Source organism: Leucobacter celer subsp. astrifaciens, from assembly GCF_001273835.1.
GTDB classification, from domain to species: Bacteria; Actinomycetota; Actinomycetes; order Actinomycetales; family Microbacteriaceae; genus Leucobacter; species Leucobacter celer.
The window spans coordinates 136,821-163,446 of record NZ_JHEI01000134.1 but is presented as its reverse complement, the minus strand read 5'-3'; the positions used below and the strand labels follow the sequence as shown (position 1 = coordinate 163,446).

Sequence of the window (26,626 nt, the reverse complement as noted above, 5' to 3'; positions counted from 1 at the left end):
GTATGCCGAACCCGGCTCGCCTGAAGCGGAGGTGGCGGGTCGCGCGGCACACAGATCCCTGTGCTCTCTTCCGAGGCGTTGAGCGGCCGGGTCCGTGCTCCACGCCCTCGAGGGCCCTCGAGGGCCACCCATCAGGGACTCGCGGCATCCCGTGTTTCGGCTCTCACCGATATTTCGGCTGAAATCGCCCTCTTCGGTCCGAAACAACGGCGAGAGCCGAAACATCGGTGGGGTTCGTCGCGCGGAAGAGAGGCCGCGCAACACTCGGATCCCCGAACCCTCTTCCGAGGGTCCGGGGATCCGAGCGATCGTGCCGGCCGCGACTGCTCAAAGCATCAGCCCTTGAAGGTCTCGAAGATCTTCGTGTAGTTCGTCATCTCCTCGTTGTTGCAGGGCTGCACCGGCCGCGCGAGATCGTAGCCCTCGGGCACGACGATCGCCGCGCTGTTGGCGAGCTCCTCGCTCATCAGCTCCTGGGTGCCCTCGACGCCCGATGCGTAGGCCTGGTAGTTGACCGCCACGGCCATGTTCTCGGGATCGAGCATCCAGTTGAGGAACGTCTTCGCCTGGTCGACGTTCTTCGCCCCGATCGGGATCGTGAAGTTGTCCTGCCAGAGCGCGATGCCCTCCTCCGGGTAGACGTAGGTCAGTGACGGCCGCTCCTGCGCGGCGCGGTGCGCGGCGCCGTTCCAGATCATCGCCATCGCCTGCTCGCCGTTCGCGAGTCGCTCGAGGATGCCGTCGCTGTTGATGGTGCCCACGCGCGGCTTGAAGTCGACGAGCAGATCCTGCGCCGCCTGCAGCTCGGCGCCGTCGGTGGTGCAGAACTCGCCGCCGGTCACCCGGAGCGCCGAGTTCACGACCTCGGTCTGGTCGTTCATGGTGCCGACCTTGCCGGCCGATGCCGGCGGGTTGAAGTAGTCGGCCCAGGAGGTGATCTCCTCGGTGATGACATCGGAGTCGTAGGCGAACGACGTGGTGCCGTAGAGGTACGGCGTCGAGTACATGCGGCCCTCGTCGAAGTAGACGTCCATGAAGTCGTCCTGGATGTTGCCGCCGTTCGGCAGGCTCGACGCGTCGAACTCGAGCAGCAGTCCGTCGTTCTTCAGGATCTCCACCATGTAGTCGGTGGGCACGATCACGTCGTATCCGGCGCCGTCCGACGCCCGCAGCTTGGCTTCGAGGCTCTCATTGCTGTCGTAGTAGTCGACGTTGAGCGAGATCCCCGTGTCGTCGGTGAACTTCTTGACGAGATCCTCCGGGAAGTAGTCGCTCCAGGTGTAGAGGTTCACCTCGCCGCTCGTCGCCTCGACGAACTCGGTCGATGCTGCGCCGTCGCCGCCCGCATCGCCGCCGGAATCGGTGACCCCGCCGCCGCAGGCGGTCAGCGCCAGCGCGCCGGCCGCGGTGAGCGCGATCGCGGCTCCGATGCGGGCACTGCGTCGTGCACTGCTGTGTGTTCTACGCATGCTGTTTGCTCCTTCGTTGTGATTGCAGGAATGTGATGGTCGTGACGACGATGGCGAGGACGAGCAGCAGCGTCGCGATGACGTTGACCGCCGGGCTCGCCCCGCGCCGGATCAGGCTGAAGAGGAACACCGGCAGCGGGGTCGCTCCCGAGGCCGACAGGAAGTTCGAGATGATGAAGTCGTCGAGCGAGATCACGAACGCCAGTACGGCGCCGGAGATGATCCCGGGCACGAGCAGCGGCAGCGTGATCCGGCGGAACATCTGCCAGGTGCTCGCCCCGAGATCCGTCGCCGCCTCGAAGTACGAGGTGCCGAGGCTCTTCAGGCGCGCCCGCACTGGCATCAGGGCGAACGGGATGCAGAACGAGGTGTGAGCGAGCATCAGCGCGAGCATGCCGGGTTGCAGTCCGATCATGCGGATGAAACCGAGCGTCGCAACCGCGAGAACGATCTCGGGGATCACGAGGGGCGCGGTGAGGATCGCGGTCGCGATGCCGCTGCCCTTGGCCCGCAGCTGATCGACGGAGAGCGCGAACAGGATCGAGAAGATGGTCGACACGACGGTCGCCACCACCGCGATCTGCAGCGACACCATCAGCGCGTTCAGCAGGTTGGCGTTCTGGGCGACCTCGCCGAACCAGCGCACGCTGAAGCCCTTCCAGACCAGCGCGGAGTCGCCGTCGTTGAAGGCATAGATCGTCGTGATGAGGATCGGGAGGTAGAGGAACACGATGCCGAACACCGCGATCGGGGCGATGGCCGGGAAGTCGCGCAGGCGGAGGGCGCGCGCGGGCTTGCGGATCACGGGCGCGGTGCCGCCGGACCTGTCGGACGGGCGTGCGCTCGAGTGGGCGGGAGCGGTCATAGCGAGATCTCCACCTTCTTCCCGGATTTCCGGGAGTAGAGCGCGATCGCGATGAGCGCGATCATGAGCACGATGAGGATGATCACCGAGAGCGCCGCGCCGAACGGCCAGTTGCGGGAGTCGCCGAACTGCGAGGCGATCAGGTTGCCGATGAGGAGCACCTTGCCGCCGCCGAGCAGCACCGGCTGCACGTACGAGCCGAACGCCGGCATGAACACCAGCAGCACGCCGGAGACGATGCCCGGTGTCGCGAGGGGCAGGATGATGCGCCGCACGACGGTCGACTTGCGCGCGCCGAGGTCGTACGCCGCCTCGGCGAGCCGGAAGTCGAAGCCGGCGAGCGAGGCGTAGATCGGCAGCACCATGAACGGCAGGAAGGTGTAGATGAGGCCGAGCTGCGACGCCATCGGGGTGTAGAGGAGCTCGAGCTTCGGGAGGCCGAAGAGGTTCAGCCCGCTGTTCACGATGCCGTTGTCGTTGAGGATCAGCATCCACGCGTAGGTGCGCACCAGCAGGTTGGTCCAGAACGGGATCGTGATGAGCAGCACGAGCATGTTCTGCATCTTCTCGGGCCGGGTCGCGATCCACAGTGCGATCGGGAAGGCCAGCAGCAGACACACGATCGTGGTGATCGCACCCTGCATCAGGGAATCGCCGAAGACCGACAGGTAGCGCGGATCGAACGTCGTGTTGCCCAGGAAGTCGGTCTGGAACAGGAAGTTGACGTACGGCTCGAGCGTGAACTCGTAGATCACGCCGCCGCCCTGCGGCGGGCGCGACATGAACGAGAAGACGACGATGACGACGAGCGGGCCGAGCGTGAACAGCGCGGCGACGATCAGCGCGGGAATGACCCAGGGCCACGGGAATCGGCCGTGCGCGCGCTGAGGGCGCTTCGCGGTCGACACCGGCACCATGTTCACCCCGGTGCGGTCGTCGAGCTGCGTGCTCATGCGCCGGCCGCCGGTTCCGGGGCGAGGGGGCGCAGCGCCTCGGTCTCGGTGTACAGCGAGACTTCGGCGTCGGGGCGGATCCCCGCGTCGAACGGGGGCGGCACGCGCACCGCGAGCTCCGCGCCGTTCGCGAGCCGCACCGTGCACCGCAGGTCGGTGCCCATGTACACGAGCTTCGTGATGCGCCCGGAGGCGAAGCGCTCGCCGCCGGGGGAGAGGTGGATGCGTTCGGGACGGATGGTGAGGGTGACGGTGCCGTCGGGAGTCGGAACGGTCTTCGGCAGCCGCACCGGGTCGCCCCCGGGGAGCGTGGCGACGAGGTGCTCGTTCGCACCCTCGCCTGAGCGGACGACCGGCGCGTCGACGAAGTTCGTCTCGCCGATGAAGTCGGCGACGAAGCGGCTCGTCGGCCGCTCGTAGATGTCTTCCGGTGTGCCGATCTGCTCGGGCCGCCCCTGGTTGAAGACCGCGATCCGGTCGCCCATGCTGAGGGCCTCCTCCTGATCGTGCGTGACGAACACGAAGGTGATGCCGGTGGTGCGCTGCAGGCGCTTGAGCTCCGACTGCATACCGCGCCGCAGCTTCAGGTCGAGGGCGGCGAGCGGTTCGTCGAGCAGCAGCACCTCCGGCTCCTTCGCGAGCGCTCGGGCCAGCGCGACGCGCTGCTGCTGGCCGCCGGAGAGCTGGGCCGGCTTGCGGTTGGCCATGTTCTGCAGCTGCACGAGCTCGAGCATCTCGGTGACGCGGGCCTTCACCTGCTGCTTCGAGCGGCGCTCCATCTCGAGCCCGAACGCGATGTTCTCGGCGATCGTCAGGTGCGGGAAGAGCGCGTAGGACTGGAAGACGGTGTTCACGGGCCGGGCGTGGGGCGCCAGCTGGTCGATGCGGGTGCTGCCGAGGCGGATCTCGCCTCCGTCGAGCGTCTCGAGCCCCGCGATGCCGCGCAGCAGGGTGGTCTTGCCGCATCCCGAGGGGCCGAGCATCACGAAGAACTCGCCCTGCTCGATGGTGAAGGAGACGTCGTCGATGGCGTTGACGAAGGTCTTCTCGGGAGTGACGAAGGTCTTCCGCACGCCGGAGATGGTGAGCGCCTGCGACGGCGAGGTTCCGGATCCGCTGCGGTCGGGGTCGGTGACGGTGGTGCTTGGCAGAGTCATGCAAGGCCTTCTTCCTGCTTCTTTGCAAGGTCTTGTCGGATAAAGCTAACGGCATTAGATTTGACGCGCAAGGGTCGTTATCGAAGCGTTTCCGTTGCTTCTCGAACTCGAAATCTCGAGGCGCGATCATCGGCACAACGGAGAAAGGGCGGGCCATGGATCGGACCGGCGATCTCGATCGCACGCGGCGCCGGCCCGGACGTCCGTCGCGGCCGCCGCTCACCGAGGAGGACATCGCGCGCGAGGCGCTCGCCGTCATCGACGAGCGCGGCTGGCCGGCCTGCACGATGAAGCTCCTGGCGGAGCGCCTCGGCGTGCGCGCGCCGTCGCTCTACCACCACGTCGATGGCCAGCGCGGCATCATCGAGCTCGTCCGGGGTCTCATCGTGCGGGAGATCCACGACCCGGCGATCCTCGATCTGCCCTGGCGCGAGGCGATCCAGGAGTTCGGGCTCGCCTACTACCGCGCCTTCGCCCGGCACCCGAACACGATCCAGGTACTGAGCACGACCCCCGTGCGCAACGCGGAGACGCTGCGGATGTACGAGTCGTTCATGCGGGCGCTGGTGCGCGACGGCTGGGAACTGCCGCGCGCCTTCGAGGCGATGGTCGGCCTCGAGTACCTGGCCCTCGGCTTCGCCTACGACTGGAGCGCCGGCGATCTCCTGCTGGATCACGAGCTCATCGCGAGCCAGAGCCTTCCGCTGCTCGCCGAGGTGACGCGCGGCCAGAGCGATCAGCGCGCGGTCGCCGAGACGACGTTCCTGAGCCTGCTCGAGCACTACGGGGACATGTTCCAGCCGCTCGAGGCGCCTACCGCCCCGTCGACGTAGGCGCTCGCGGCCGCAGCCGTGGCCTCGCGGAGCGCAAGGTACAGTTCGGCGCTGCGTGCGCCCGGCCAGTCGTGCGGCAGGAGCGCGGGCGGCAGCCCGGGGTCGAGATAGGGGATCGGGCGCCAGGAGTCCAGTGCCCCGATCCACAGCCGGAACGCCGTGGCCTCCGCGGGATCCGCGTTCCATGCCGCAAGGTCGGCGGTATGCGCCGCGAGGAACCCCTCGTGCAGTTCTCGGATCGCGCCCAGATCCCACCACTGCGCGGCGAGCTCCCGCGGCGCAACCGCACCGCGCACCTCGTGGGTGACGAACAGCGTCGCGCGATCCGCCAGCCCCGAGCGGCGCACGATGTCCTCGGCCTCCTCGAGCAGGAAGGCCGGCAGGATCCACAGGCCCTGCGATACGTGGCCCGCACCGATCCAGGAGAGCTGTCGGCGCAGCTGGTGCCGCTCCTGCCGCCGGTTCTCCGGCACGCTGAACGAGACGAGGCACCACGCGTCGCCGTCGTCCATGCTGCGCGGCTGGTGGATGCGGCGGTCGCCGCGCGCGAGCATGGCCTCGGCCGCGGGGGTGAGGGCGTAGCCGGGTTGCCGCTCCCGCGGCTGGGAGGCGAGCAGCCCCTTCGCCCGCACCCGAGCCAGCGCCGTCCGGGTGCGCTCCGGGCTGACGCCCGCGGTGCGCAGCAGCTCGACGAACACCGCGGTGGGCAGCCAGCCGCCGTGATCCCGCAGCACGGCCCCGATGACGGTGCGCAGCAGCGAGGTCGCGCTCCCGGGGCGGGAGTCGAGGTCGTCGAGCACCTCCATCAGGCGTCCGTCGCCGCGGCGGCCCCGCGCTCCAGCAGCTCGGTCAGCACACCGAGACCGGTCGCCACCTCGGCGAACGAGGTGCTGAGCGGGGAGAGGCCGATGCGCATCCCCTGCGGCGGACGGAAGTCGGGGATCACGCCCCGCTCCCAGAGCTCGGCGGTGAGTCGGCGGAAGTCGGGGTGCTCGAGGGTCACGTGGCTGCCGCGCACCGCCGGATCGCGGGGGCTGATCACCCGCACCCCGAATCGGGCCAGGTGCTCGTCGGCGTAGTCGATCACGAACTCGGTCAGTGCGAGCGACTTGCGGCGGATCGCTTCGATGCCGGTTTCGCCGCTGCGCTCGTCGCCGGCCTCATCGATCAGCTCGAGCATGTCCTGCATCGGCTGCATCCCCAGAATCGGCGGGGTGCCCGAGATGACCTGTCGGATTCCCGCGGAGGGCGCGTAGGTGTCGGTCATCGCGAAGGGGTCGGCCGTGCCCAGCCACCCCTGGATGGGCTGGCGCAGTGCGCCGTGCAGCCCCTCGGCGACGTAGGCGAACGCGGGTGCGCCCGGGCCGCCGTTGAGGTACTTGTACGTGCAGCCCACCGCGAGGTCGGCGCCGGCCTCGTCCAGGCGCACGTCGATCGAGCCCGCCGAGTGGCACAGATCCCACAGCACCAGCGCGCCGGCCTCGTGGGCGACGGCCGTGATCGCCGTCATGTCGGCGATGTAGCCCGACTTGAAGGCGACGTGGCTGAGCAGCACGAGGGCGGTATCCGAGCCGACGACCGCGCGCACCTCATCGACGGTGACTCCCGCTGCGGGGTCGGGGGTGATCCACCGGATCGAGCGCCCCGTCTCGGCGGCGACGCCCTCCAGGATGAAGCGATCGGTGGGGAAGTTCTCGGTGTCGGCGACGATCTCGCCGCGATCCGGGCGCGCGTCGAGCGCGGCGCGCACGAGCTTGTACAGCAGCACCGTGGTCGAGTCGGCCACCACCGTCTGGCCGGGGGCCGCCCCGATGGCCACGCGGCCGATCGTGTCGCCGAGGCGCGTCGGCTCGTCCATCCAGGTCTCGTCCCAGGCGCGGATGAGGCGTCCGGCCCAGGTGGTCTCCACGAGCTGCGCCAGACGGTCGCGGGTGGCCTCGAGCGGACGGCCGAGCGAGTTGCCGTCGAGGTAGGAGACGACGTCGGGGTGCTGCACGAAGCGGTCGTGGAAGCGGGCGAGCGAGTCGGCGGCGTCGAGCGCGGCGGCGCGCTCGGCCGCGGAAGTCGGGGTGGTCGGGTTCGGGATCACGGGTGCTCCTTCGTCGTGGAGTGGGTCAGGGGCTCGTCGTCATTCTGCGCGCGGCGAAGCCGGTCATGCTGCGCGAGCGGAGCGAGTCGCAGTGCGCAGAATCCATCGTGTGGATCCTGCGACTCCTTCGTCGCGCAGGATGACGGGTGAGCCGTGCGAGAAGGCGAGGGATCGATGCGGTGCGCCGCGCGCAGCCAGGCGATGAGCTCGGCCGCGGTGCGTGGCGGGGGTTCGGGGGAGGCGAGGAATCCGGCGGGATCCGCGGCGGGCATCACGGCCTCGAGCAGACGCTCGCCGTTGAGGCCGATCTCGCCGAGCAGCTCGATCTCGCGCTCGTTCACGCCGACCGGTGCGGGGCCGTTGCCGAGGTCGGTGCCGTACGACACGCGTCCGCCGAGCGCCGCGTACCGCCGGGCGTTGTCGAGCGCGCGCTCGAGGTCGTCGCCCGAGTGGATCGCGAGCGTCGAGATCCACTCGACGCCTCGAGCGGCGGAGAGCGCCAGCACCTCGTCGGGAAGTCGCTCCGTCCAGGGTGCGTGCACGAGCGCCGCGGCGCCCGCCTCGATCGCGCGCCGCGCCTGGCCCGCGCCCTCGGCGTGCACGACGGCGGGCAGTCCGGCCGCGCGGGCGGCCGAGACCAGCGCCGCGAGCAGCTCGTCGCTCAGGGCGGGGAAATCGGCGTGCAGCGTGATCTTGATCGCCGAGGATCCCGCTGCCAGCGCCTCGCTCACCGCGTCGGCGGCGTCGGCGACGGTCTCGATCCCGCGCACGCACGCGGTCGGAGCCCAGCTGCGTCCGCTCGGGTATCCGCCGGGCGCCGCGTGGAAGGGGCCGGCGTAGCGCACCCGCACGGCACGCACCCGCCGATTGAGCGAGCGGAGCGAGTCGACATCACCCCGCGGCCGATCGGAAGGGTGCGTCTCCGACCCTCCAGGGCTGCGCCGGTCGACCGTGCCGCCGCCCAGTTCCGCCGCGATCCCGCGGATCTCGGCCGGGTCCCACCCGAGATCGTGCACCTCGACGACCGGCGAGCCGGCGAGCTTCCGGTGCGCCACGAGCCCGAGGTGCACGTGGCGATCCACCACCCCGGGCAGTACGGTCGGATCCGGAGCCGACGCGCCGGCCCGGTCGCCGGCACGCGTGCCGCTCTCAGCCACGCAGATCCTCGATCTCCGTGCGCACGGAGATGAGCTCGGGGAAGAAGGTGAGATCGAGCGCGCGCTTCAGGAAGCCGACGCCGCTCGATCCGCCCGTGCCGCGCTTGAAGCCGATGGTGCGCTGCACCGTGCTCATGTGGCGGAAGCGCCAGAACTGGAAGGCGTCCTCGATGTCGACCAGGGTCTCGCACGCCTCGTACACGTCCCAGTGCCCGTCGACGTCCTCATAGATCGTCTTCAGCACCGGGAGCAGCTCGGGGTGCTCGACCCACGCCTCGGAGACGTCGCGCTGCAGCACGGAGTCGGGGATCGGGTAGCCGCGGCGGGCGAGCAGGCGCAGGAAGCTGTCGTAGACCGTGGGCTCGTGCAGCAGCGCCTCGAGCTCCGCGTGCTGCGGCTTGCCCGCGAACACCTCGAGCATGCGGGCGTTCTTGTTGCCGAGGAGGAACTCGATCGCCCGGTACTGGTACGACTGGAAACCGCTCGACGGCCCGAGCACGCTGCGGAACTCGGCGTACTCCGCGGGAGTGAGCGTGGCGAGCACCGACCACTGCTCGGCCAGCGTGCGCTGGATGTGCTTGACGCGCGATAGCGTCTTCAGCGCGCGGGTCAGCCGATCCGCGTCCAGGTACTCGCGCACCGCCCGCAGCTCGTGCAGCACCAGCTTCAGCCAGAGCTCGGTGGTCTGGTGCTGGATGATGAAGAGCAGCTCGTCGTGGTGCTCGGGGCGGCTCACCGGGGACTGCGCCGAGAGCAGGGTCTCCAGGTCGAGGTACGTGCCGTAGTCCATCGACTTGCTGAAGTCGGTCTTGATCTCGCCCTCGAGGTCGCGAACGCCGTCCTGGATCGTCATCGCAGCTCCTTCATGTGCCCGGATGTCGCGTTGATCGTATCAAAATCCTGACGTTCGTCGCAATCATGAAATGCGAGGGATGCCGCTCAGTCGCTGAGCCTGCGATAGCGGTGCAGCTGTCGCAGACCCGGAGCCTCGACCCGCTCGGTCGGGGCCCGGCGCACGGCGTCCAGGCGCGTCCGGGTCTCCGCGGCGTCGAGGCGCATGCCGATCGCCACCAGCTCGCCGGGCTGCGGGGGCTCAGCAAGCGGGGCGACGTGGATCGCGGTGCCGACGAGGTTCACCAGGTAGCCGCGGTCGCCGTGCGGACCCCGCACCCGGATCCTCCCCTTGACCCGGTAGGCCCCGGCGGGCGGGTGCTCGAGGAGCTCCACGAGCGCGGACGGCGACACGGCGCCGGGCAGATCCATCGCCACCGCCGTCGCGTGCTCGTGCGTGCGCGATTCCGCCGGCTGCTCCCGCATCAGCCGTCCGATGGGGAGCTGGTCGGCGGGATCCTCGTCGTCGTCGGTGTCGAACACCAGCGCGGGATCGACCCGGCCGTGATGGGCGACGACGATGTGCGCGTGCGGGCCCAGCCGCCGCACGCGCTCCGCGATGCGGGCGACTGCGCGGTCTCGCTCGGGTGCGGGGAGGGCGTCGGTCTTGCCGATCACGACCAGCGTGGCGGCGGCGTAGCGGGCCGGGGGATCGGGTCGGACGTCGACGGTCCGGAAGTGCTCGACGGCGTCGATGACCTCGACCACGCCGCCCGGGCGCACGCGCTCGACGCCGCTGTAGCGGAGGACGCGGGCGAGGGCCATCGGGTCGGCGGCGCCGCTCGCCTCGACGATGATCGCATCGAGTCCGAGGCGCGGGTGCGAGAGTCGCTCGAGGGCGTCATCGAGGCCGCCGGCGTCGGGGAGGCAGCAGAGGCACCCGCCCGAGATCGAGGCTGCCTCGTCGATCTGGCCCGCCACGAGCGCGGCGTCGACGTTGAGTGCGCCGAAGTCGTTCACCACTACCCCGAGGCGCGCGCCCGGGCGGCGCAGCAGATGGTTGAGCAGGGTCGTCTTGCCCGCGCCGAGGTGGCCGGTGATGGCGATCACCGGTACGCGGCGCGAGGTGTTCACCCCTGGCGGCCCTTGAAGCGCGGGTTGCGCTTGTTGATCACGTACACCCGTCCCCGGCGGCGCACCACCTGCGCGCCGGGCTGGTTCTTGAGCGACTTGAGCGATGCTCGGACCTTCATGGCGTCTCCCTGCCTGTCTTCATTGTTGAGAATGATTATCATATAAGATGATCCGTGCGAGCCGCATCCGTGGAGCGCGCCACCGACGAACGGAGGAACAGCCGTGGACCCCATCGACGTGATCGCCGTCGTCGGCTCGTGCGGGCCGGAGCGGCGCCGCGCGGCCGAGCGCCTGGCGGGCGAGACGCGATCCGTGCTCCTGCCCGCGGCGCGCATCGCAGTGTCTCCCGACCCCATCGCCGAGGCCGGGGCGCTCGTGCCGTGGGCCTACCGGGAGGGGCGCGCCGTCGTGGAGTTCCCCGCGCGCGTCTCGATGACGGAGCTCATCGGCACGCTCTGCGAGGCCGAGGAGAGCACGCGGCTGATCGGGATCACCTGCGTCGTCGACGCCGCGCACGTGCTCGACGACCTGCGCCGCGACGACTACTTCGTGCGGTACGGCCCGGAGGGAGAGACGGGATACGCGCGCGCTCTCGTGGCCGTGGAGCAGATCGAGTTCGCGTCGACCGTGCTGCTGGTGAACTGGGCGCCGCTCTCCACACCGGATCTCTCGACGGTGATGGCGCTCGTCAGCCACCTCAGTCCGCACGCCAGACTGCGCCTCGACCGCGGTGCGGAGGGCGGTGCCGAGCGCCCCGGCGAGCATCCCGGCGAGCCGGTGGCCTACTCCGTCGGGCAGGAGCGCCCCGGGTGGGTCGGGATCCTCAACGAGGATTTCGATCCGCACATCACCGATCCACGGGTCGCGTTCTTCCGCTACGAGCAGCTGCGCCCCATGCACCCGGGACGGCTCTCGCGCCTCCTCGACGGCGACTTCTCGCGCGGTGCGTTCGGAACCGTCCTCCGTTCGGCCGGATTCTGCCGCCTCGCCTCGCGGCCGCGCGTCACGGCGAAGTGGGAGCACGTGGGGCAGATGTTCTCCATGCATCCGCTGGTCGCCGACGACGAGTACGAGGACGACGACGAGGTGCTGGGCTTCGGGCAGGACATCGCCGGTATCGGCCTCGATCTCGACCGGCCGGCTCTGGTCGCGGCGCTCGACGAGGCCGCGCTCACCGACGAGGAGTTCGCCGCGGGGCCGGCGGCCTGGGCGGGCTTCGCCGACCCGTTCCCCGTGTCGCGCACCTCTGCCCGCTGAGGCGGCCCGCTGCAGCGCCCGGATCAGTGCCGCGCTGATCCGCCCCGCCGATCCGGGACGCTGATCCGCCCCGTCCGCGGCTTGTCATGGCGAAGGCCTGGCCGTAGCGTGAAGGCATGCCCGAACTGCCAGAGGTGGCCGCGCTGGTGAGCGACCTGCGACGACGGATCGGCGGCCGTGTCGTCGGGCGCCTCGATGTCTACGCGTTCGCCGCGCTGAAGACGGTGGCGATCCAGCCGGCGGCGCTCAGCGGCCGCACGGTCGAAGAGGCGAGCCGCCACGGCAAGTTCCTGGATCTGCGCATCGGCTCCGATCACCTGATCATCCACCTGGCGCGCGCGGGCTGGATCACGTGGCGCGGCGATCCTCCGAAGACCGTCGTGCGCCCGGGCCGCGGGCCGCTGGCGGCGCGGCTCACGATCCTCGACGAGGAGGGATCCGGATTCGGCGGCTGCCTCGACATCACCGAGGCCGGCACGAAGAAGAACCTCGCCCTCTATCTCGTGACCGACCCGGCCGAGGTTGCGGGCATCGCGCGCCTCGGGCCCGACCCGCTCGACGCGGCCTTCACCTTCGAGGTGTTCGAGGGCATCCTCGCTGCGGCGGGCCGATCGCAGATCAAGGGGGTGCTGCGCAACCAGTCGCTCATCGCCGGGATCGGCAACGCCTACTCCGACGAGATCCTGCACGTCGCCCGCATGTCTCCGTTCAAGCCGGCTGCGATGCCCCGCGACGATGCGCTGCGGTTGTACGGCGCCCTCGAATCGATGCTGCGAGAGGCGGTGGATCGCGCCGATGGGCTCCCGGCCGCCGAGCTCAAGCGCGAGAAGAAGTCGACGATGCGGGTGCACGGCCGGTTCGGGGAGCCGTGTCCGGTCTGCGGCGACACGATCCGGCAGGTGATCTTCAGCGATTCCACGCTGCAGTACTGTCCCACCTGCCAGACCGGGGGAAAACCGCTCGCGGATCGGGTGCTGTCGAGGCTGCTCAAGTAGGCACTCCGGGGCGGGCGATTCCGTCGCTGTCTAGGATGTGCGCATGGGCTCACGGGTGAGGGTGCGAGCCGCTCGGGCGGAGGACGTGCCGGCGATGGCGCGGATGCATGTGCAATCGTGGCGCGACACCTACCGCGGTCTCATGCGCGACGAAGTGCTCGACGATCCGACCCTCGTGCAACGGCGCGAGGAGTTCTGGATCACGGCGCTGACTGACGAGCGGTACGCCGGAAATCGTGCCGCGGTTGCCGAGCACGACGGCGAGATCGTCGGCGTCGCGATGGCAGGACCTCCCCTCGAGGAGACGAGTTCGGCCGTGCAGCTCTACATCCTCTATGTCTCCGTCGCTCACCTGGGGGAGGGCGTGGGCCTGGACCTGCTGAACGCCGTCGTCCGGCCTTCCGAGGGCGTGTGCCTCTGGGTGGCCGACCCGAATCCCCGCGCACAGGCGTTCTACGTCAAGCACGGGTTCTGCCCGGATGGCGCAGACACCGTTGCGGACGGTGTGCGCGAGATCCGGATGACGCGTTCGGCGCGCTCCGAGCGCTGATCCGCGCGATCGATCAGGAATCGAGAAGTACCGCGCGTCCCGCGGTGACTACTCTGACTGCAATGGGCTTCGCGCCCGCGTCATCACGGTGAGGAGAGGTGTCATGGCAGAGCGAGCATCCGCGGCGCACGCGATCGCGTTCGATGGGCGGCTGCAGCGGATCGGCGACCGGATCATCCTGCGGTTTCCCGAGGAGGCGAGTGCGGCGCTGCCCTCCCGGGGCCAGGTCGCCGTCGAGGGCCTGCTGAACGGGCATGCGTTCGAGGCCGTGGTCGAGCCCGACGGCCTGCGCGGCCACTGGATCTCGATCGACGAGCGCTTGGCGGGCATCCTGGCCGATGACTCGGGGGAGGGACCCGCCGAGGGCGACGCGGTGGCGCTCGAGGTCGAGCCCGTGCGGCAGTGGCCTGAGCCCGAGCTTCCCGATGACTTCACCACAGCACTGCGGGCGGCTCCGGATCTCGCCGACGTCTGGCCGGGCCTCACGCCGATGGCGCGCTGGGAGTGGGTGCGCTGGATCAACGCCACCAAGAACCCCGATACGCGCGACCGCCGTGTCGAGGTCAGCATCTCGAAGCTGCGGGACGGCAAGCGGCGCCCGTGCTGCTTCGACTTGTCGTCGTGCACCGACCCCGAGGTCTCGAAGAGCGGCAAGCTCGCCGCCGGCTGACTCGCGCTCTTCCCTTCTTCCCCATCCGGGGAGTTCGAGCACTTCTGGCACGGTGCGGGCGGGAGCCACCCTGCCGGAAGCGCTCGAACTTCTCGACGGCTCGGCTTGACCCTGACACGGTGTCAGGCGCTTCACTCGGAGACGAGAGGAGGCGACATGACATCCCTCGACCATGCGCTCGATCGCGCGCTCAGCGCCCCCGACCCGTCTGCGCGGCTCCAGGCCGCGCTCACCGCGGGCACCCGCCCGCACCCGGACGATCTCCGGGTGCTGATCCGCCGCTGCGGCGAGGAGCCCGACTTCTTCGTGCGCGACATGTTGACCTGGGCGATCACCCGGCACCCGCGCGACGAGACCGTGCCGCTGCTGCTCGCGGAGCTGCACTCGCCGACCGCGCAGGCGCGCGCCCAGGCGCTCCACACGCTCTCCAAGATCGGCGATGCCCGCGCCTGGCCCGCGATCACCGACGCGATGCTGCGGGATCCCGATGACGAGCTCGCCCGCACCGCCTGGCGCACCGCCGCCGCGGTGGTGCCCGAGGTGGAGCAGGCGCAGCTCGCCCGCCGGCTGGCGACGCAGCTGGGGCGCGGCGATCGTGAGATGCAGCGCAGCCTGGGGCGCGCCTTCGTCGATCTCGGCGATGCGGCGGACCCGGTGCTCGCCGATGCGCAGCGAGGCGAGGATCCCGAGGCGCGGCTGCACGCGGCCGTCATCCGGCTGCTGCTGCGCGATCCCGAGCTGGGTTTCGAGGCGGCGGTGCACGATGCCGCGGAGGAGTGAGGCCTCCGACGGGCGGGTAGGCTCCGAGCAGAGCTGGGGCGGGAGCCGCGGAAGGAGGCGCGCATGCTGATCGGGGAGTTGTCTCGGCGCTCCGGCGTGAGCGTGCGCATGCTGCGGCACTACGATCGCATCGGCCTGGTGTCCCCCTCGGCCCGCAGTGGGGCCGGGTATCGCGAGTACGACGCCGAGGATGTGCGCAGGCTGTTCCAGGCGGAGGCGCTGCGCACCCTCGGGTTGTCGCTCGGGCAGGCCGCGGCTGCGCTCGACGACCCGGGCTTCGATGCGGCGGAGGTGATCGCCGGCCTGCGCCGCGACGCCGAGGATCGCATCGCGCGCGATCGGGCGTTGCTGGAGCGCCTGCAGGGCATCGAGGCGGCGACGCCGGAGAGCTGGGAGGGGGTGCTCGACGTGGTCGGGCTGCTCTCGGCGCTGCGGTCGGGCACGCCGCGGGACCGCCAGGCCGCCGCGCTGCGATCGGGATCAGACGCGCCGCGCATCGTGGCGCAGCTGGTCGACGCCTACCTGGCCGAGGCCGAGCCGAACGCAGCCGGTGCCCTGCGCTGGGCGATCGTGCGGGCGGGGGATTCTGCGGTGGCCCAGCTCGTGGCGCGCGTGCGGGATCCCGACGTGCGCGTCAGGCGGCGTGCGGTGCGGGCGCTCGCGGCTCTCGAGGGTGCGGAGGCCGCTGCGGCGCTCGCCGAGTGCCTCGCTGACGGAGACGCCGAGGTCGCGGATCTCGCTGCGCTCGCGCTCGCTGCAGCGGGGCGCGAGGCGGAGCGATCCCCGCGGGTGCAACGGGCGGTGACGGCCCGGCTCGTCGCGATGATCGTCGCGGGATCCCGCGACGTCGAAGCCGCCGAGGCCCTGGGTGCGCTCTCGGCCCGATCCGCCGCCGCGGAGGGGGAGATCGTGCGCCTGCTCGCGGACGGGCTCCACGGCTCGGCCGCATCCGAGCCGGGTGCGCGCAGCCGGCTCGTCCAGGCGCTCGGCGAGATCCCGGGAGAGGCCGCGCTCGCGGTACTGCGGGAGCGGCTCGCCGATCCGGATCCCGCCGTCGTGCGCGTGGCCCGGTACCTGGTGGATCGCGAGCGCTGAGCGCCCGCCGCAACCCGCCGCTCGTGCGTACCGCCCCCGATCGCTTTCGGCCGAAACCCGACCTCGCGCGTCAGTTCTTGTCGCCTCACCCGCGGTGAGGCGACAAGAACTGACGCGCGAAGTCGGGTCCGAAGGTTCGTGTGGGGGGCGGTGCATGCCGCGACCGGATACGTCGAACCGACGCAAACCGTTGTCATCACGACGCACGGCGATAATTTGCGTCGGTCCGAGCTGAGAGCGGGTGCGGGATCCGCAGCAGAAGTGCTCGCGGAGAGGCACCCGAGATGCGACGATAGAAAGTGCGCCGCGCACACGCGCGTCGATCATCAAGACAGGAAACGATAAATAATGGCGAAGTATCGAGTTCAGAACCCCGCGACGGGGGAGATTGTCGAGACCTTCGAATCAGCGACGGACGCGCAGGTCGAGCAGCAGCTCGACGCGGCCGACGCCGCATACCGCGAGTGGCGCGAGCGGAGCGTGCAGGAGCGCGCCGCGGTCGTCAAGCGCGTTGCCGAGATCTTCGCGGAGCGCCGCGAGGAGCTCGCCGAGATCATCGCGATCGAGATGGGCAAGTCGATCGCCGAGAGCCTCGACGAGGTCGATTTCGCGACCGACATCATCGAGTACTACGCGGTCTACGGGCCGGGTCTCATCACCGACTACGAGATCCCGAGCACCATCCCCGGCAAGGCCGTCATCGAGCACCTGCCGGTGGGAGCGCTGCTCGGCGTGATGCCGTGGAACTTCCCGTACTACCAGGTCGCCCGCTTCGCCGCCCCGAACCTGGTGCTCGGCAACACGATCCTGCTCAAGCACGCCGACATCTGCGCCAAGTCCAACCTCGTGATCCAGGAGATCATGGAGCAGGCCGGCGTGCCGGTCGGCGGCTACCAGGCGCTCTTCACCTCCCACGACCAGATCGCCACCATGATCGCCGACCCCCGGGTGCAGGGCGTCTCGCTCACCGGTTCCGAGCGTGCCGGCGCGATCATCGGCGCGCAGGCCGGCACCCACCTCAAGAAGTGCGTGCTCGAGCTCGGCGGGATCGACCCGATGGTGGTGCTCGACTCCGACGACGTGGCCGAGGTCGCCAAGACGGCCTGGGACTTCCGCGTCTACAACGCGGGTCAGGTCTGCAACTCGAACAAGCGCCTCATCGTCATGGCCGACATCTACGACGAGTTCGTGGCCGAGCTGGTGAAGCTCGCCGAGGGGCTCGAGCCGGGCGATCAGCTCGCGCTCGAGGAGGGGCAGTACGTGCCGCTGTCGACCCGTGCTGCGGCCGAGACCGTGCACGCGCAGGTGCAGAAGGCCGTCTCGGAGGGTGCGCGTCTGCTCGCGGGTGGCGTGTTGTCGGAGGGCCCGGGTGCGCACTACTCGCCCGCGGTGCTCGTCGACGTGCCCCGCGACTCCGAGTCGTACGGCGAGGAGATCTTCGGCCCGGTCGCGACGGTGTACAAGGTGCACAGCGACGAGGAGGCGCTCGAACTCGCCAACGACTGCGCGCTGGGACTGGGCGGCTCGGTGTTCTCGACCGACGAGGCGCGTGCCGCGCGCGTGGCCTCGCGGCTCGAGGTGGGCATGTCGCACGTCAACACGATCGCGGCGGAGGCGGCCGAGCTGCCCTTCGGCGGCGTGAAGCGTTCGGGCTTCGGCCGCGAGATGGGTCCGGTCGGCATCGGCGAGTTCGCCAACAAGCGCCTCTACTTCGCAGCCAAGTAACCGACAGCCGCCGGCTGAGCGAGTGATCCCATCCGCTGATTGAGCGAGCGAGCGTCCCCCCCCAACCGTTCAACAGGCGGCGGGCGGGGGGATCCGCGCTGCTTCCCTCGAGCCCGAGCGAATTGTTCGAGCCCGAGCCTTCCAGCGTCGATATTTCTATCGGTCTCGGACAATTCACTCGTTTTCACCGGGGGCGGGCCGGAGCGGGCCGACTACTGCCGCGCGGCCCGATGCCGCCGCGTCGCGAGGCGCTTGCCGAGCAGTCCGTGCCGGGGGCTCAGCAGGTAGACGAGGGCGAAGGCGCAGCCCTGCACCACCACGACGAGGCCGCCGGGCGAGGCGTCGAGCCAGTAGCTGAGGTAGATGCCCACGACCGAGCAGAACGCCGACACGGTCGGCGCGATGACGAGCATGCGGCCGAAGCGATCCGTGAGCAGGTACGCGGTCGCGCCCGGGATGATGAGCATGGCGACGACCAGGATGACGCCGACGACCTGGAGCGCGACGACCGAGGTGAGGGCGAGCAGGCCGAGCAGCAGGGCCCCCAGGAAGCGCGGCGAGAGGCCGATCGCGTGGGCGTGCGTCGGATCGAAGGCGTAGAGGGTCAGGTCGCGGCGCTTGAGCACGAGAATCGCGAAGGCCACGGCTGCGAGCACGCCGATCTGCATCAGATCGCCGTTCGAGACCCCCAGGATGTTGCCGAAGATGATGTGGTTGAGGTCGGTCTGGCTGGGCGTCACGGAGATGAGCACGAGGCCGAGGGCGAAGAGGGTGGTGAAGACGATGCCGATGGCGGCGTCCTCCTTGACCCGGCTCGTGCCGCGGATCGCGCCGATGAGAGCGACCGAGAGGAAGCCGAACACCAGTGCGCCGAGCGCGAAGGGCGCGCCGAAGATGTAGGCGATGACCACGCCGGGCAGCACCGCGTGCGAGACGGCGTCGCCCATCAGCGACCACCCGACCAGCACGAGCCAGCACGACAGCAGGGCGCAGACGATCGCGGCGACGACGGTGGTGATGAGGGCCCGCAGCATGAAGTCGTACTGCAGGGGCTCGAGGATCAGGTCGAGGGTGTTCACGCGGCGTCCCCCTCGACGTTCCGCTCATCATGCTGCGCTTCCCGCGGTCCCTGCTCGAGTACATCGAGGCCGAAGGTGAGCGCGAGGTTCTCAGGCTGCAGCGCCTCGGCGACCGAGCCGTGGAAGAGCACCCTGCGCAGCAGCAGCACGGCCTCGTCGGCCAGCTGCGGCAGCGCGTGCAGGTCGTGGGTGGAGACGAGGATCGTGCGGCCGTCATCGGCGAGCTCGCGCAGCAGTTGGACGAGCGTGGCCTCGCTGCGCTTGTCGACCCCGGCGAACGGCTCGTCGAGCAGCATGATCCGCGCGTCCTGCGCGATGCCGCGCGCGACGAAGGCCCGCTTCTTCTGACCGCCCGAGAGCTGCCCGATCTGGCGGTCGGCGTAGTCGGTCAGCTCGACTCGCTCGAGCGCCTCGGCGACGGCGGCGTGGTCGGCGGCGCGCGCGCGTCGGGTCGGCCCCTGGTGGCCGTAGCGGCCCATCATCACGACGTCGCGCACCGAGACCGGGAAGGCCCAGTCCACGTCCTCGCTCTGCGGCACGTATCCGATCAGCCCCTGCTTGCGGGCGGCCGCCGGGCCGGCGCCGTCGAGCAGTACGCTGCCGCGGTCGGGCCGCACCATGCCCATGATCGTCTTGAACAGCGTCGACTTGCCCGAGCCGTTCATGCCGATCAGGCCGGTGACCCGGCCCACCGGCACCTCGAGGCTCACACCCTCGAGCGCGACGACCTCGCCGTAGCGCACGGCGAGGTCGCGCACCTGGATCGCGGCGGTCACGGGGCGCCCCCGGTCAGGCCGGCGATGATCGTGTCGGCGTCGTGGCGGATCAGTTCGAGATAGCTCGGCACGGGGCCGTCTGCCGCGGAGAGCGAGTCGACGTAGAGCACCCCGCCGAACTCGGCGTCCGTCGCCGCGACCACCTGCTGCATCGGCTTGTCCGAAACGGTCGACTCGCAGAACACCGCGGGCACGTCGTTGTCGCGCACGAACTCGATCGCCGAGGCGATCTGCTGGGGGGTGGCCTGCTGCTCGGCGTTGACGGGCCAGATGTAGCGTTCCGTGAGCCCCGCGTCGCGCGCGAGGTACGAGAAGGCTCCCTCGCAGGTGACGAGCGCTCGCTGGCGCTGCGGCAACCCGGCGAGGTCTGCGGCGAGCTGCTTCTGGATCTGATGCAGCTCGGACTGGTAGGCATCGCCGTTCGCCCGGTAGTCGGCGGCGTGCTGCGGGTCGAGCTCGCTGAACGCCTCGACCATGTTGTCCACGTAGATCTGAACGTTCCCGGGGCTCATCCAGGCGTGGGGGTTCGGTTTGCCCGCGTAGGCGTCCTCCGTGATGTCCATCACCTCGATGCCGTCGGAGACGACCGCGTGGGGCACGTCGACGGACTCGACGAACCGCTCGAACCAGAGCTCCAGGCCCAGACCGTTGTCGAGGATCAGGTCTGCCCTCGACGCTTTCGCGATATCGCCCGGTGTGGGCTCGTAGCCGTGGATCTCGGCTCCCACCTTCGTGATCGACGCCACCTCGAGGTGATCGCCCGCGACGTTCTGCGCGATGTCGGCCAGCACGGTGAAGGTGGTGAGCACCACCGGCTTGCCCTCGTCCGCACGCCCTTCGGACGCACTGCTTCCGGTGGGTCCGGAGCAGGCCGAGCAGGCGAGCGCGAGCGCAGCGGCGACGAGCAGGCTTGTCGTGGTGAGCAGTCGGGAACGGCGGTGCATCGAGATCCTTTCGAGGTGGGGTGAAGATAAAAGTTCGTCTAGCCGAACTTTTATAACTATAGGCCCGTACTTCGGCTCGTTGCAAGCCGATCCCAGTTGAATCGACCCCGCATCAGGCCTGCAGAAGATATGCGATCTGCAGAAGATCTGGGATCCCGGGCGGAAACCGGGACATCTCGTGCAGATCGCATATCTTTCGCCGGGTCGCGCGAGCGACGCGCCCCGAGTGATTCCGGCCGAAACACGACTTCGCGCGCCAGTTCTTGTCGCCAAACCTCGTGTGAGGCGACAAGAACTGGCGCGCGAAGATGGGGGCGGGGGAGACGGCGCTCCGAGGCTGTGGGCGAAGCGCCGGGGCAGCGCCGACGCTCGCGCTGCCGCCGGCTCAGCGCCGCAGGCGCGGGATCCAGCACGCGACGCGATCCCGATACGCCGCGAACTCGGCGCCGAAGCGCGCCTGCAGATCGGCCTCCTCGAGCGGGCGCACGATCCGGTTCCAGAACAGCGAGCCGCTGAGCGCGTAGAGCACCACGAGCCAGGACCCGAGCATCAGCCCGACCGCCACGCCCTGCGCGATGCCCGCGAGCGCCATGGGGTTGCGTACGTAGAGGTACGGTCCGCTCACCACGAGCCGGTGCGCCATGGCCGAGGGCAGGGGAGTGCCCGCACCGCGCAGCGACATGGCGAGCGCCGACCAGATGCCGAGTGCGCTCGCCGCGACGAGGATCACCGCCCCCGCGACGCGCACTGCCGCCGGTGCGGCGAGCTGCAGGCCCCAGCGCTGCTCGACCGCTGCGATGACGACCGGGATCACCACCAGGAAGAGCCCCCAGAAGACGACGACCTGCGCTCCGGTGCGCCCGACGTTGTCGCGAGCCGCGGTGGACCGCGCCGTGCGGAACGCGAACGGGCCCACGAGGATCCGCTCCGCGGGGATGCGCCCGGTCAGCACGAGCATCGCCGCGCCCGCGCTGCCGATCGCGGCGGCCGTCATGAGGAGCGCACCCCACCCCGCTCGCTCGGCGACGGTCGCGTAGACCGCCATGCCCGCGGCGACGAGCGCGGTCCACGGCGCCGCGATCCACACGGCGAACCGCACACCGGCAGCTGCGAGTGCCGAGGCCCCGACGAACAGCGGGAGGTCGAACGCCGCGACGAGCACCGGGTCGAGGTCTCCGAGCGTGGCCTCGCGCACGACCGACGTCGTGAAGACCGCGACCCACCACGCACCGCCGGCCGCCGCCTGCAGCGCGAAGTACAGGCGCCCGGCTCCCCTCGTCAGCATGGGCACGAGTCTAGAGCGGGATCGGGGGATCGGGGATCGCTGGCCCGCTGGCCCGCCGGCCCGCGAAAGATCTGCGATCTGCAGAAGATATGGGCTCCCGGGCTGGACCCGGCATATCTGGTGCAGATCGCAGATCTTTCGCAGGGGTGTTTCAACCTGGCCGTGCCCAGGCCGGGAGCCGTGCGCAGCCCGGGAGCGGTTCGCGCAGGATCGGGCGAGGGCTACACTGACCGCATGACGACGCTCGACGAGGTGCGCCGGATCGCCCTGGCGCTGCCCGAGGTCTTCGAGCAGATCGACGGGCACCGCGGCGGCGCCGTCTGGCGCACGAAGCGCGGAACCGTGGTCTGGGAGCGCCCGCCGGGCAAGACCGACCTCGCGCAACTGGCAGCCCTGGGGCGCGAGTGGCCGCCCGGGGTCGTGCTGGGGATCCGCGTCGACGGCGCGGAGACGAAGGCGGCGCTGCTCGAGGGCTTCCCCGAATTGCTGTTCACGATCCCGCACTTCGACGGGTATCCGGCGGTGCTGGCCCGCCTCGACGTCATCGATCCCGAGCTGCTGCGCGAGCTGATCGTCGATGCCTGGCTGAGCCGGATCCCGAAGCGCCTCGCGCGGCAGTGGCTCGCCGAGCACGGGCTCGCCGAGGAGGACTCAGGTGCGTGACTCCGCGTCGGTGCTCGGATCCTCGCCCGGTTCCTCGCTCAGCGCCTCGCGCACCTGCTCGCCCAGGGGGTCGGCGAGCATCTCGGCATAGGCCCAGCTGAGGTGGTGCGAATCGCGGAACGCGAGCACGCCGCCGATCACGGGCGGCACCGCGTCCTCGACCACGAAGTAGCCGCTCAGGTCGACCAGCTCCACCTGTTCCGCCGCGCCCGCCGCCTCCGCGAGCGGATCCTCGGGGATCGCCTCCGCGGCGGTCACCGCGCACTCCTGCGCCGCTCGCTCACCCTGCTCGGTGACGCACTGCAGCACATCCTTCGGCAGCTGGGGAGTGTCTCGGATCGCGATCACCTGCTCCACTGAAGCCGGCAGCTCGTCCCACTGCTCCTCGTAGGCGAGCGCCGCGGTTTCGCGCCAGCTCCTGCCGTCCCGCGGCACCACGCGGTTGGTCGACTTGGCGGAGGTGATCACGGTGTCGATACTCGGGTCGCTCGCCAACTGCTCGAGCACCCGGTCGTTCCACTCGGAGCAGTCTGCGCGCAGCTTCTCGTTCTCGGCCTCCGGCGAGGTCACGAAATCGCGTTCCGCCGCGGTGAAGGGGCACGAGGCCTTCGCCATCACCACGAGCCTCCAGTTCTGCTGCCGCGCGACGCGGTCGAGCGGCAGCAGCCACTGCTCGGCGTGCGAGTCGCCCACCAGGGCGACGGTGCGCGCGGCGTCGGGCCGGTCGCTGCCGTACTCGCAGACCTCGGGCTCGCTGCCCTCCTGGTCGCCCAGGCAGCGTTCGGGAGCCTTATCGGCGAGCGCCGGCTCCGGGATCGGCAGCTGCTCGGGTGTCGCCTCGCAGCCGGAGCCGGGTTCGAGCGCCGTGGCGCCGAGGCAGGGATCCGGATCCTGCAGCGCCGCGGCGATCCGGACCCGCTCCGCCTCCACCGCGCGGTCGGCGGCCTGCACTCCGGCGAGCGAGAAGAGCAGCATCGCCGCCATGCCGGCCGAGGTGATGGCGATGGCGCGGCCGTTGGGCCAGGTGCGCGAGAAGCCGGTGCGGAACGGATCCTCGACGAGCACCTTCGACCCCCAGGCCAGCAGCAGCGTCGCCGCGATCACCGCCGCGGCACCGGCGAGGCCGAGGCTCCTGCCGAGTGCGAACGGCAGCAGCACGATGAGCGGGAAGTGCCAGAGGTAGACGCCGTAGGAGACGTCGCCGAGCCACTGCATGGGGCGCATCGCCAGGAACGCGCGCGGCGACCAGGCGGTCTCCGGCTCCTGCGCGGCGATGACGAGTGCGGTGGCGAGCACGGGGAGCAGCGCGGTGTAGCCCGGGAATGGCGTCGTGTCGGTGTAGAGGATCGCGGCGGCCGCGATGCCCGCCAGGCCGATCCAGGCCGTCAGTGCGCGCAGGCGCGGATCGAGGCGATCGAGAGGACGAGTTGGCGAGGCGGCGAGGCAGGCCAGGAGCCCGCCCGCAGCGAACTCCCACGCGCGGGTCGTGGTGACGAAGTAGGCGCGCGAGGGATCGCTCGCCGTGGTGACCACCGAGAGCACCAGGGAGGCGACGGCGATGCCGCCCACCAGCAGTGCGAGGACGGTGCGGAAGCACGGTGCTGAGCCGTGCCGGGCCGCGGCTCGCGCGGCGATTCGTGCCGTGAGCACCGCCGCGAGCACGGCGATGAGCGGCCAGAGGATGTAGAACTGCTCCTCGACCGACAGCGACCAGTAGTGCTGCACCGGCGACACCTGCGCCTCGGCGGCCATGTAGTCGACGGACTGCCCCGCGAGCACCCAGTTCTGCACGTAGGCGGCCGACGCGGCGACCTGCACGAGGAAGGAGGGGAGGAAGCCCCGCGGTGCGACGAGCCACACCGCGAGCAGCGTGACCGTGAGCACCAGCAGTGCGGCCGGCAGCAGGCGCCGCGCGCGCCGCGCCCAGAAGCGGGGCAGGTCGATGCGTCCGCTCGCCTCGGCCTCGCGCAGCAGCTGCCCCGTGATGAGGAAGCCCGAGATGACGAAGAACACGTCGACGCCGACGTAGCCGCCCGAGAGGCTCTGGGGTGAGAGGTGGTAGACGAGCACCAGCGCCACGGCGATCGCTCGGAGCCCTTGGATGTCGCGGCGCACAGCGCGGGGGCCGGGCTGCCGGGAGGAGGAGCCCGGGCCGCTGCCTCGAGCGGGCTCGCTCCCTCGGCGCTCCCGGTCGGCCGGGGTCGCCGTGGGGCGGGGGTGATCCGTGCTGCTCATGGTCTTCGCGTGCTCGTCGTATATTCGTCGTGCGCTGTCGCGTCCAGGTGACGCTTCCAGCTTAGGTAACGATTTGGTATCGGCGCCAGGGCTTGACAGGCGAGCAAGCGCTCGGTACTCGGATGGGACTGAGAAGCGCTGTCCGCGAGCACCGCGACAAGGCCGAAGCACTGTCGCCCGGTCCGCGGACCCGATACAAAGGACACGGGGAGGCGATCCCCGCTGACGAGAGGACGGTGTCCGATGGCGGATCCGACGACGCGCTACTTCACCGGACGCTTCGTGCGCACCGATCTCGATTGCGTCGGCGAGCACGCCGACCCCGCGTCAGCGCCGGAGGCGATGCTGGTCGAGAACGGCCGGATCACGGCGATCGGATCGCGCGACGAGGTGCCGGCGCCGGCGCACGCCGAGCGGGTCGATCTCGGCGAGGGGTGGGCCGTGCCCGGCCTCATCGAACCTCATGGCCACCCCTCCGAGTCGGCGCAGCTGCTCGGTGAGGGGGTGATCGACATCCGGCCGGTGACGGTCGAGAGCGCCGACGCCGTGTGGCAGGGCATCAGGGCCGCGCTCGCCGCCGACCCCCGGCCCGCGCGGGTGCTGGCCAACGGTTGGGACCCGCTGCTGCAGCGGGGGCTCGTGCCGCCGACGATCGACGAGCTGGACGCGGTCGCGGGCGAGACCCCGCTGGTCATCGTGCACAACTCCCTGCACTCGGCGTACTTCAACACCGCGGCGGCGCGGGAGGCCGGGATCGATCGGGACACGCCGGATCCTGCCGGTGCGTCGTACGGCAGGACCGCTGCGGGCGGGTTGAGCGGCGTGGCCTACGAGGCCGCGGCGGTGATGCGGATCGCGGGTCCGGTGCTGGGCGCCGCGCAGGCTCAGCTGCCGCAGCGGATGGCGGCGCACCTGGCGGATCTGCGCGGCCGCGGTATTACGACGATCGCCGATCTCACCTGGACCGAGGATCTGGGCCCGCTGCTCGCGGGGCTGCACGCGGAGGGCCGGCTGCCCGCGCGCGTGCGCGGCTACGAGATGTCGCGTCCCGGTGCGCGGGCGACGGCACCGCTCGACAACGGCGACGCCTGGGTGCGCCAGGTGGGGGCGAAGGTGTGGAGCGACGGCTCGCCCTGGGTGGGCAACATCGCCGCTTCGTTCCCCTACCTCGATAACGCCGTCACCCGAGCCCTGGGTCTCGAACCGGGGCACGTCGGCCGTGCGAACTACACGACGGAGCAGCTCATCGACATCGGTGCGCAGTACGCGGGGGAGGGCTGGCAGCTGGCCTGCCACTCCCACGGCGACGTGGCCGTCGCCAGCACGCTCGACGCCTACGAGGAGCTGATCGGGCGCTTCGGACTGCGGGATCATCGCTTCCGCATCGAGCACTGCGGGCTGATGACCCCCGCCCAGTTCCGCCGCGCCGCGGAGCTCGGGGTGACCGTGAGCCTCTTCGTCGACCACATCACCTACTGGGGTGACGTGCTCGTCGACGACCTCTTCGGCGAGCGGGGTTCGGCCTGGGCCGACGCGGGAGCCGCGTTCGCGGCCGGACACCGGGCGACGTTCCACAACGACGGCACTGTCACGCCCTGCGAGCCGCTGCGCAACATGGCCGTGGCCGAGACCCGCACCTCCCGCACCGGCCGCCGCCTCGACGGCGGCACCGGTGTCACCCGCCTCGACGCGCTGCGGGCGCACACCTCGAACGCGGCGTGGCAGCTGCGCAGCGAGCACGAGGTCGGTGCACTGCGCCCGGGCCTGCTGGCCGACTTCGCGGTGGTCGACGTCGATCCGTGCCGCGCAGACGCGGAAACGCTCGGCGCTGCACGTGTACTGGCGACCGCCGTCGACGGCCTGCTCGACGGGCATTGATCCTCCCGCCGATCTCAGCGGCACCAGCCTTAATCGGAACGTTACCTTTCCTGCCCGGCGCGCGGCTGCGCGGAAATCCGCGGCCGTGACGAGTCGGCTCCAGTGCAGGTATGGACCCGGGTAGAGACTCTGTAACTGATCCGATACTTCCGCACAGTACACTCGGAGCGAGATTGCAAGACCGCACACCGGGTTCCTGCCCGCTC

25 protein-coding genes are annotated in these 26,626 nt (G+C 70.5%); 10 read left to right on the top strand and 15 right to left on the bottom strand.

What is annotated here, in order from left to right:
* Positions 1 to 335 precede the first annotated feature (335 nt).
* From AMS65_RS04830 to AMS65_RS04815, 4 genes are read right to left on the bottom strand one after another with little or no spacing between them, the layout of a single operon-like run.
* Entirely contained in the window at positions 336 to 1,469 is a 1,134-nt protein-coding gene (locus AMS65_RS04830) for an ABC transporter substrate-binding protein (RefSeq protein WP_053383032.1), read from the bottom strand.
* Entirely contained in the window at positions 1,462 to 2,334 is an 873-nt protein-coding gene (locus tag AMS65_RS04825; RefSeq protein WP_053383031.1) for an ABC transporter permease, read from the bottom strand. Before AMS65_RS04825 ends, AMS65_RS04830 begins: the two co-directional genes overlap by 8 nt.
* Positions 2,331 to 3,287, bottom strand: a complete 957-nt coding sequence (locus AMS65_RS04820) for an ABC transporter permease (protein WP_053383030.1) — start codon at positions 3,285 to 3,287, stop codon at positions 2,331 to 2,333. The genes AMS65_RS04825 and AMS65_RS04820 overlap by 4 nt, the downstream gene beginning before the upstream one ends.
* Positions 3,284 to 4,444 (bottom strand): ABC transporter ATP-binding protein, encoded by a 1,161-nt coding sequence (locus tag AMS65_RS04815; RefSeq protein ID WP_083451491.1) that lies wholly within the window; start codon positions 4,442 to 4,444, stop codon positions 3,284 to 3,286. Before AMS65_RS04815 ends, AMS65_RS04820 begins: the two co-directional genes overlap by 4 nt.
* 155 nt (positions 4,445 to 4,599) lie before the next feature.
* On the opposite strand from AMS65_RS04815, the gene AMS65_RS04810 reads away from it, so the two are divergent.
* On the top strand, positions 4,600 to 5,277 hold the full coding sequence (locus AMS65_RS04810; protein ID WP_053383029.1) for a TetR/AcrR family transcriptional regulator: 678 nt from the start codon (positions 4,600 to 4,602) through the stop codon (positions 5,275 to 5,277).
* On the opposite strand, the gene AMS65_RS04805 is transcribed toward AMS65_RS04810, so the two are convergent.
* The 6 genes from AMS65_RS04805 to ykgO all read right to left on the bottom strand — a co-directional run bounded on the left by AMS65_RS04805 (position 5,226) and on the right by ykgO (position 10,607).
* Positions 5,226 to 6,083 carry a PaaX family transcriptional regulator gene (locus tag AMS65_RS04805; protein ID WP_053383028.1) on the bottom strand — a complete coding sequence of 286 codons (858 nt, stop codon included), beginning with the start codon at positions 6,081 to 6,083 and terminating at the stop codon, positions 5,226 to 5,228. The two genes, AMS65_RS04810 and AMS65_RS04805, sit on opposite strands and share 52 nt — an antisense overlap.
* On the bottom strand, positions 6,083 to 7,366 hold the full coding sequence (locus tag AMS65_RS04800) for a kynureninase (RefSeq protein ID WP_241489339.1): 1,284 nt from the start codon (positions 7,364 to 7,366) through the stop codon (positions 6,083 to 6,085). The genes AMS65_RS04805 and AMS65_RS04800 overlap by 1 nt, the downstream gene beginning before the upstream one ends.
* The gene (locus tag AMS65_RS04795; RefSeq protein WP_075200847.1) at positions 7,363 to 8,523 is read right to left on the bottom strand and encodes an amidohydrolase family protein; all 1,161 of its coding nucleotides are present in this window, start codon (positions 8,521 to 8,523) and stop codon (positions 7,363 to 7,365) included. The genes AMS65_RS04800 and AMS65_RS04795 overlap by 4 nt, the downstream gene beginning before the upstream one ends.
* On the bottom strand, positions 8,516 to 9,376 hold the full coding sequence (locus AMS65_RS04790) for a tryptophan 2,3-dioxygenase (RefSeq protein ID WP_053383027.1): 861 nt from the start codon (positions 9,374 to 9,376) through the stop codon (positions 8,516 to 8,518). Before AMS65_RS04790 ends, AMS65_RS04795 begins: the two co-directional genes overlap by 8 nt.
* Before the next feature lie 86 nt (positions 9,377 to 9,462).
* A complete protein-coding gene (locus AMS65_RS04785; RefSeq protein WP_053383026.1) occupies positions 9,463 to 10,488 on the bottom strand; it encodes a CobW family GTP-binding protein in 1,026 nt (341 codons plus the stop codon).
* A complete protein-coding gene (gene ykgO / locus AMS65_RS04780; protein WP_053383025.1) occupies positions 10,485 to 10,607 on the bottom strand; it encodes a type B 50S ribosomal protein L36 in 123 nt (40 codons plus the stop codon). The genes AMS65_RS04785 and ykgO overlap by 4 nt, the downstream gene beginning before the upstream one ends.
* A gap of 103 nt (positions 10,608 to 10,710) precedes the next feature.
* On the opposite strand from ykgO, the gene AMS65_RS04775 reads away from it, so the two are divergent.
* From AMS65_RS04775 to AMS65_RS04745, 7 genes are all read left to right on the top strand, one after another.
* Complete coding sequence (locus AMS65_RS04775) at positions 10,711 to 11,745, top strand: GTP-binding protein (protein WP_053383024.1); 1,035 nt, start codon at positions 10,711 to 10,713, stop codon at positions 11,743 to 11,745.
* Between the two features lie 116 nt (positions 11,746 to 11,861).
* A complete protein-coding gene (locus tag AMS65_RS04770; RefSeq protein WP_053383023.1) occupies positions 11,862 to 12,740 on the top strand; it encodes a DNA-formamidopyrimidine glycosylase family protein in 879 nt (292 codons plus the stop codon).
* A gap of 43 nt (positions 12,741 to 12,783) precedes the next feature.
* The gene (locus AMS65_RS04765; protein WP_053383022.1) at positions 12,784 to 13,290 is read left to right on the top strand and encodes a GNAT family N-acetyltransferase; all 507 of its coding nucleotides are present in this window, start codon (positions 12,784 to 12,786) and stop codon (positions 13,288 to 13,290) included.
* A 103-nt stretch (positions 13,291 to 13,393) separates the two neighbouring features.
* Entirely contained in the window at positions 13,394 to 13,960 is a 567-nt protein-coding gene (locus AMS65_RS04760; RefSeq protein WP_053383021.1) for a YdeI/OmpD-associated family protein, read from the top strand.
* 156 nt (positions 13,961 to 14,116) lie between these two features.
* Positions 14,117 to 14,740: a HEAT repeat domain-containing protein gene (locus AMS65_RS04755; RefSeq protein WP_053383020.1), complete on the top strand. Its 624-nt coding sequence runs from the start codon at positions 14,117 to 14,119 to the stop codon at positions 14,738 to 14,740.
* Between the two features lie 63 nt (positions 14,741 to 14,803).
* Positions 14,804 to 15,835 (top strand): MerR family transcriptional regulator, encoded by a 1,032-nt coding sequence (locus AMS65_RS04750; RefSeq protein ID WP_053383019.1) that lies wholly within the window; start codon positions 14,804 to 14,806, stop codon positions 15,833 to 15,835.
* Positions 15,836 to 16,183: 348 nt separating this feature from the next.
* Positions 16,184 to 17,560 carry an NAD-dependent succinate-semialdehyde dehydrogenase gene (locus AMS65_RS04745; protein ID WP_053383018.1) on the top strand — a complete coding sequence of 459 codons (1,377 nt, stop codon included), beginning with the start codon at positions 16,184 to 16,186 and terminating at the stop codon, positions 17,558 to 17,560.
* 212 nt (positions 17,561 to 17,772) lie between these two features.
* Here AMS65_RS04745 and AMS65_RS04740 read toward each other — a convergent pair whose 3' ends face one another.
* From AMS65_RS04740 to AMS65_RS04725, 4 genes are all read right to left on the bottom strand, one after another.
* Positions 17,773 to 18,639 carry a metal ABC transporter permease gene (locus AMS65_RS04740; RefSeq protein WP_053383017.1) on the bottom strand — a complete coding sequence of 289 codons (867 nt, stop codon included), beginning with the start codon at positions 18,637 to 18,639 and terminating at the stop codon, positions 17,773 to 17,775.
* Positions 18,636 to 19,415 carry a metal ABC transporter ATP-binding protein gene (locus AMS65_RS04735; protein ID WP_053383016.1) on the bottom strand — a complete coding sequence of 260 codons (780 nt, stop codon included), beginning with the start codon at positions 19,413 to 19,415 and terminating at the stop codon, positions 18,636 to 18,638. The genes AMS65_RS04740 and AMS65_RS04735 overlap by 4 nt, the downstream gene beginning before the upstream one ends.
* Positions 19,412 to 20,359: a metal ABC transporter substrate-binding protein gene (locus tag AMS65_RS04730; RefSeq protein ID WP_053383015.1), complete on the bottom strand. Its 948-nt coding sequence runs from the start codon at positions 20,357 to 20,359 to the stop codon at positions 19,412 to 19,414. Before AMS65_RS04730 ends, AMS65_RS04735 begins: the two co-directional genes overlap by 4 nt.
* A 385-nt stretch (positions 20,360 to 20,744) precedes the next feature.
* The gene (locus AMS65_RS04725) at positions 20,745 to 21,644 is read right to left on the bottom strand and encodes a methyltransferase family protein (RefSeq protein WP_053383014.1); all 900 of its coding nucleotides are present in this window, start codon (positions 21,642 to 21,644) and stop codon (positions 20,745 to 20,747) included.
* A gap of 234 nt (positions 21,645 to 21,878) precedes the next feature.
* On the opposite strand from AMS65_RS04725, the gene AMS65_RS04720 reads away from it, so the two are divergent.
* Positions 21,879 to 22,307, top strand: a complete 429-nt coding sequence (locus tag AMS65_RS04720) for an MmcQ/YjbR family DNA-binding protein (RefSeq protein WP_053383013.1) — start codon at positions 21,879 to 21,881, stop codon at positions 22,305 to 22,307.
* Here AMS65_RS04720 and AMS65_RS04715 read toward each other — a convergent pair.
* Positions 22,296 to 24,542, bottom strand: coding sequence for an acyltransferase family protein (locus AMS65_RS04715; RefSeq protein WP_083451490.1), 2,247 nt, complete (start codon positions 24,540 to 24,542; stop codon positions 22,296 to 22,298). The genes AMS65_RS04720 and AMS65_RS04715 overlap by 12 nt on opposite strands.
* Positions 24,543 to 24,785: 243 nt before the next feature.
* Here AMS65_RS04715 and AMS65_RS04710 point away from each other — a divergent pair, with 243 nt between their 5' ends.
* A complete protein-coding gene (locus AMS65_RS04710) occupies positions 24,786 to 26,420 on the top strand; it encodes an amidohydrolase (protein ID WP_083451489.1) in 1,635 nt (544 codons plus the stop codon).
* The last annotated feature ends 206 nt before the right edge of the window (positions 26,421 to 26,626 follow it).

Bases quoted from the DNA above. Each gene is read 5' to 3' on its own strand.
- AMS65_RS04765 (WP_053383022.1), top strand. From the start codon at position 12,784: ATGGGCTCACGGGTGAGGGTGCGAGCCGCTCGGGCGGAGGACGTGCCG.
- AMS65_RS04760 (WP_053383021.1), top strand. From the start codon at position 13,394: ATGGCAGAGCGAGCATCCGCGGCGCACGCGATCGCGTTCGATGGGCGG.
- AMS65_RS04810 (WP_053383029.1), top strand. From the start codon at position 4,600: ATGGATCGGACCGGCGATCTCGATCGCACGCGGCGCCGGCCCGGACGT.
- AMS65_RS04730 (WP_053383015.1), bottom strand. From the start codon at position 20,359: ATGCACCGCCGTTCCCGACTGCTCACCACGACAAGCCTGCTCGTCGCC.
- AMS65_RS04820 (WP_053383030.1), bottom strand. From the start codon at position 3,287: ATGAGCACGCAGCTCGACGACCGCACCGGGGTGAACATGGTGCCGGTG.
- AMS65_RS04745 (WP_053383018.1), top strand. From the start codon at position 16,184: ATGGCGAAGTATCGAGTTCAGAACCCCGCGACGGGGGAGATTGTCGAG.
- AMS65_RS04805 (WP_053383028.1), bottom strand. From the start codon at position 6,083: ATGGAGGTGCTCGACGACCTCGACTCCCGCCCCGGGAGCGCGACCTCG.
- AMS65_RS04715 (WP_083451490.1), bottom strand. From the start codon at position 24,542: ATGAGCAGCACGGATCACCCCCGCCCCACGGCGACCCCGGCCGACCGG.
- AMS65_RS04720 (WP_053383013.1), top strand. From the start codon at position 21,879: ATGACGACGCTCGACGAGGTGCGCCGGATCGCCCTGGCGCTGCCCGAG.
- AMS65_RS04825 (WP_053383031.1), bottom strand. From the start codon at position 2,334: ATGACCGCTCCCGCCCACTCGAGCGCACGCCCGTCCGACAGGTCCGGC.
- AMS65_RS04725 (WP_053383014.1), bottom strand. From the start codon at position 21,644: ATGCTGACGAGGGGAGCCGGGCGCCTGTACTTCGCGCTGCAGGCGGCG.
- AMS65_RS04710 (WP_083451489.1), top strand. From the start codon at position 24,786: ATGGCGGATCCGACGACGCGCTACTTCACCGGACGCTTCGTGCGCACC.
- ykgO (WP_053383025.1), bottom strand. From the start codon at position 10,607: ATGAAGGTCCGAGCATCGCTCAAGTCGCTCAAGAACCAGCCCGGCGCG.
- AMS65_RS04790 (WP_053383027.1), bottom strand. From the start codon at position 9,376: ATGACGATCCAGGACGGCGTTCGCGACCTCGAGGGCGAGATCAAGACC.
- AMS65_RS04755 (WP_053383020.1), top strand. From the start codon at position 14,117: ATGACATCCCTCGACCATGCGCTCGATCGCGCGCTCAGCGCCCCCGAC.
- AMS65_RS04815 (WP_083451491.1), bottom strand. From the start codon at position 4,444: ATGACTCTGCCAAGCACCACCGTCACCGACCCCGACCGCAGCGGATCC.
- AMS65_RS04770 (WP_053383023.1), top strand. From the start codon at position 11,862: ATGCCCGAACTGCCAGAGGTGGCCGCGCTGGTGAGCGACCTGCGACGA.
- AMS65_RS04750 (WP_053383019.1), top strand. From the start codon at position 14,804: ATGCTGATCGGGGAGTTGTCTCGGCGCTCCGGCGTGAGCGTGCGCATG.
- AMS65_RS04830 (WP_053383032.1), bottom strand. From the start codon at position 1,469: ATGCGTAGAACACACAGCAGTGCACGACGCAGTGCCCGCATCGGAGCC.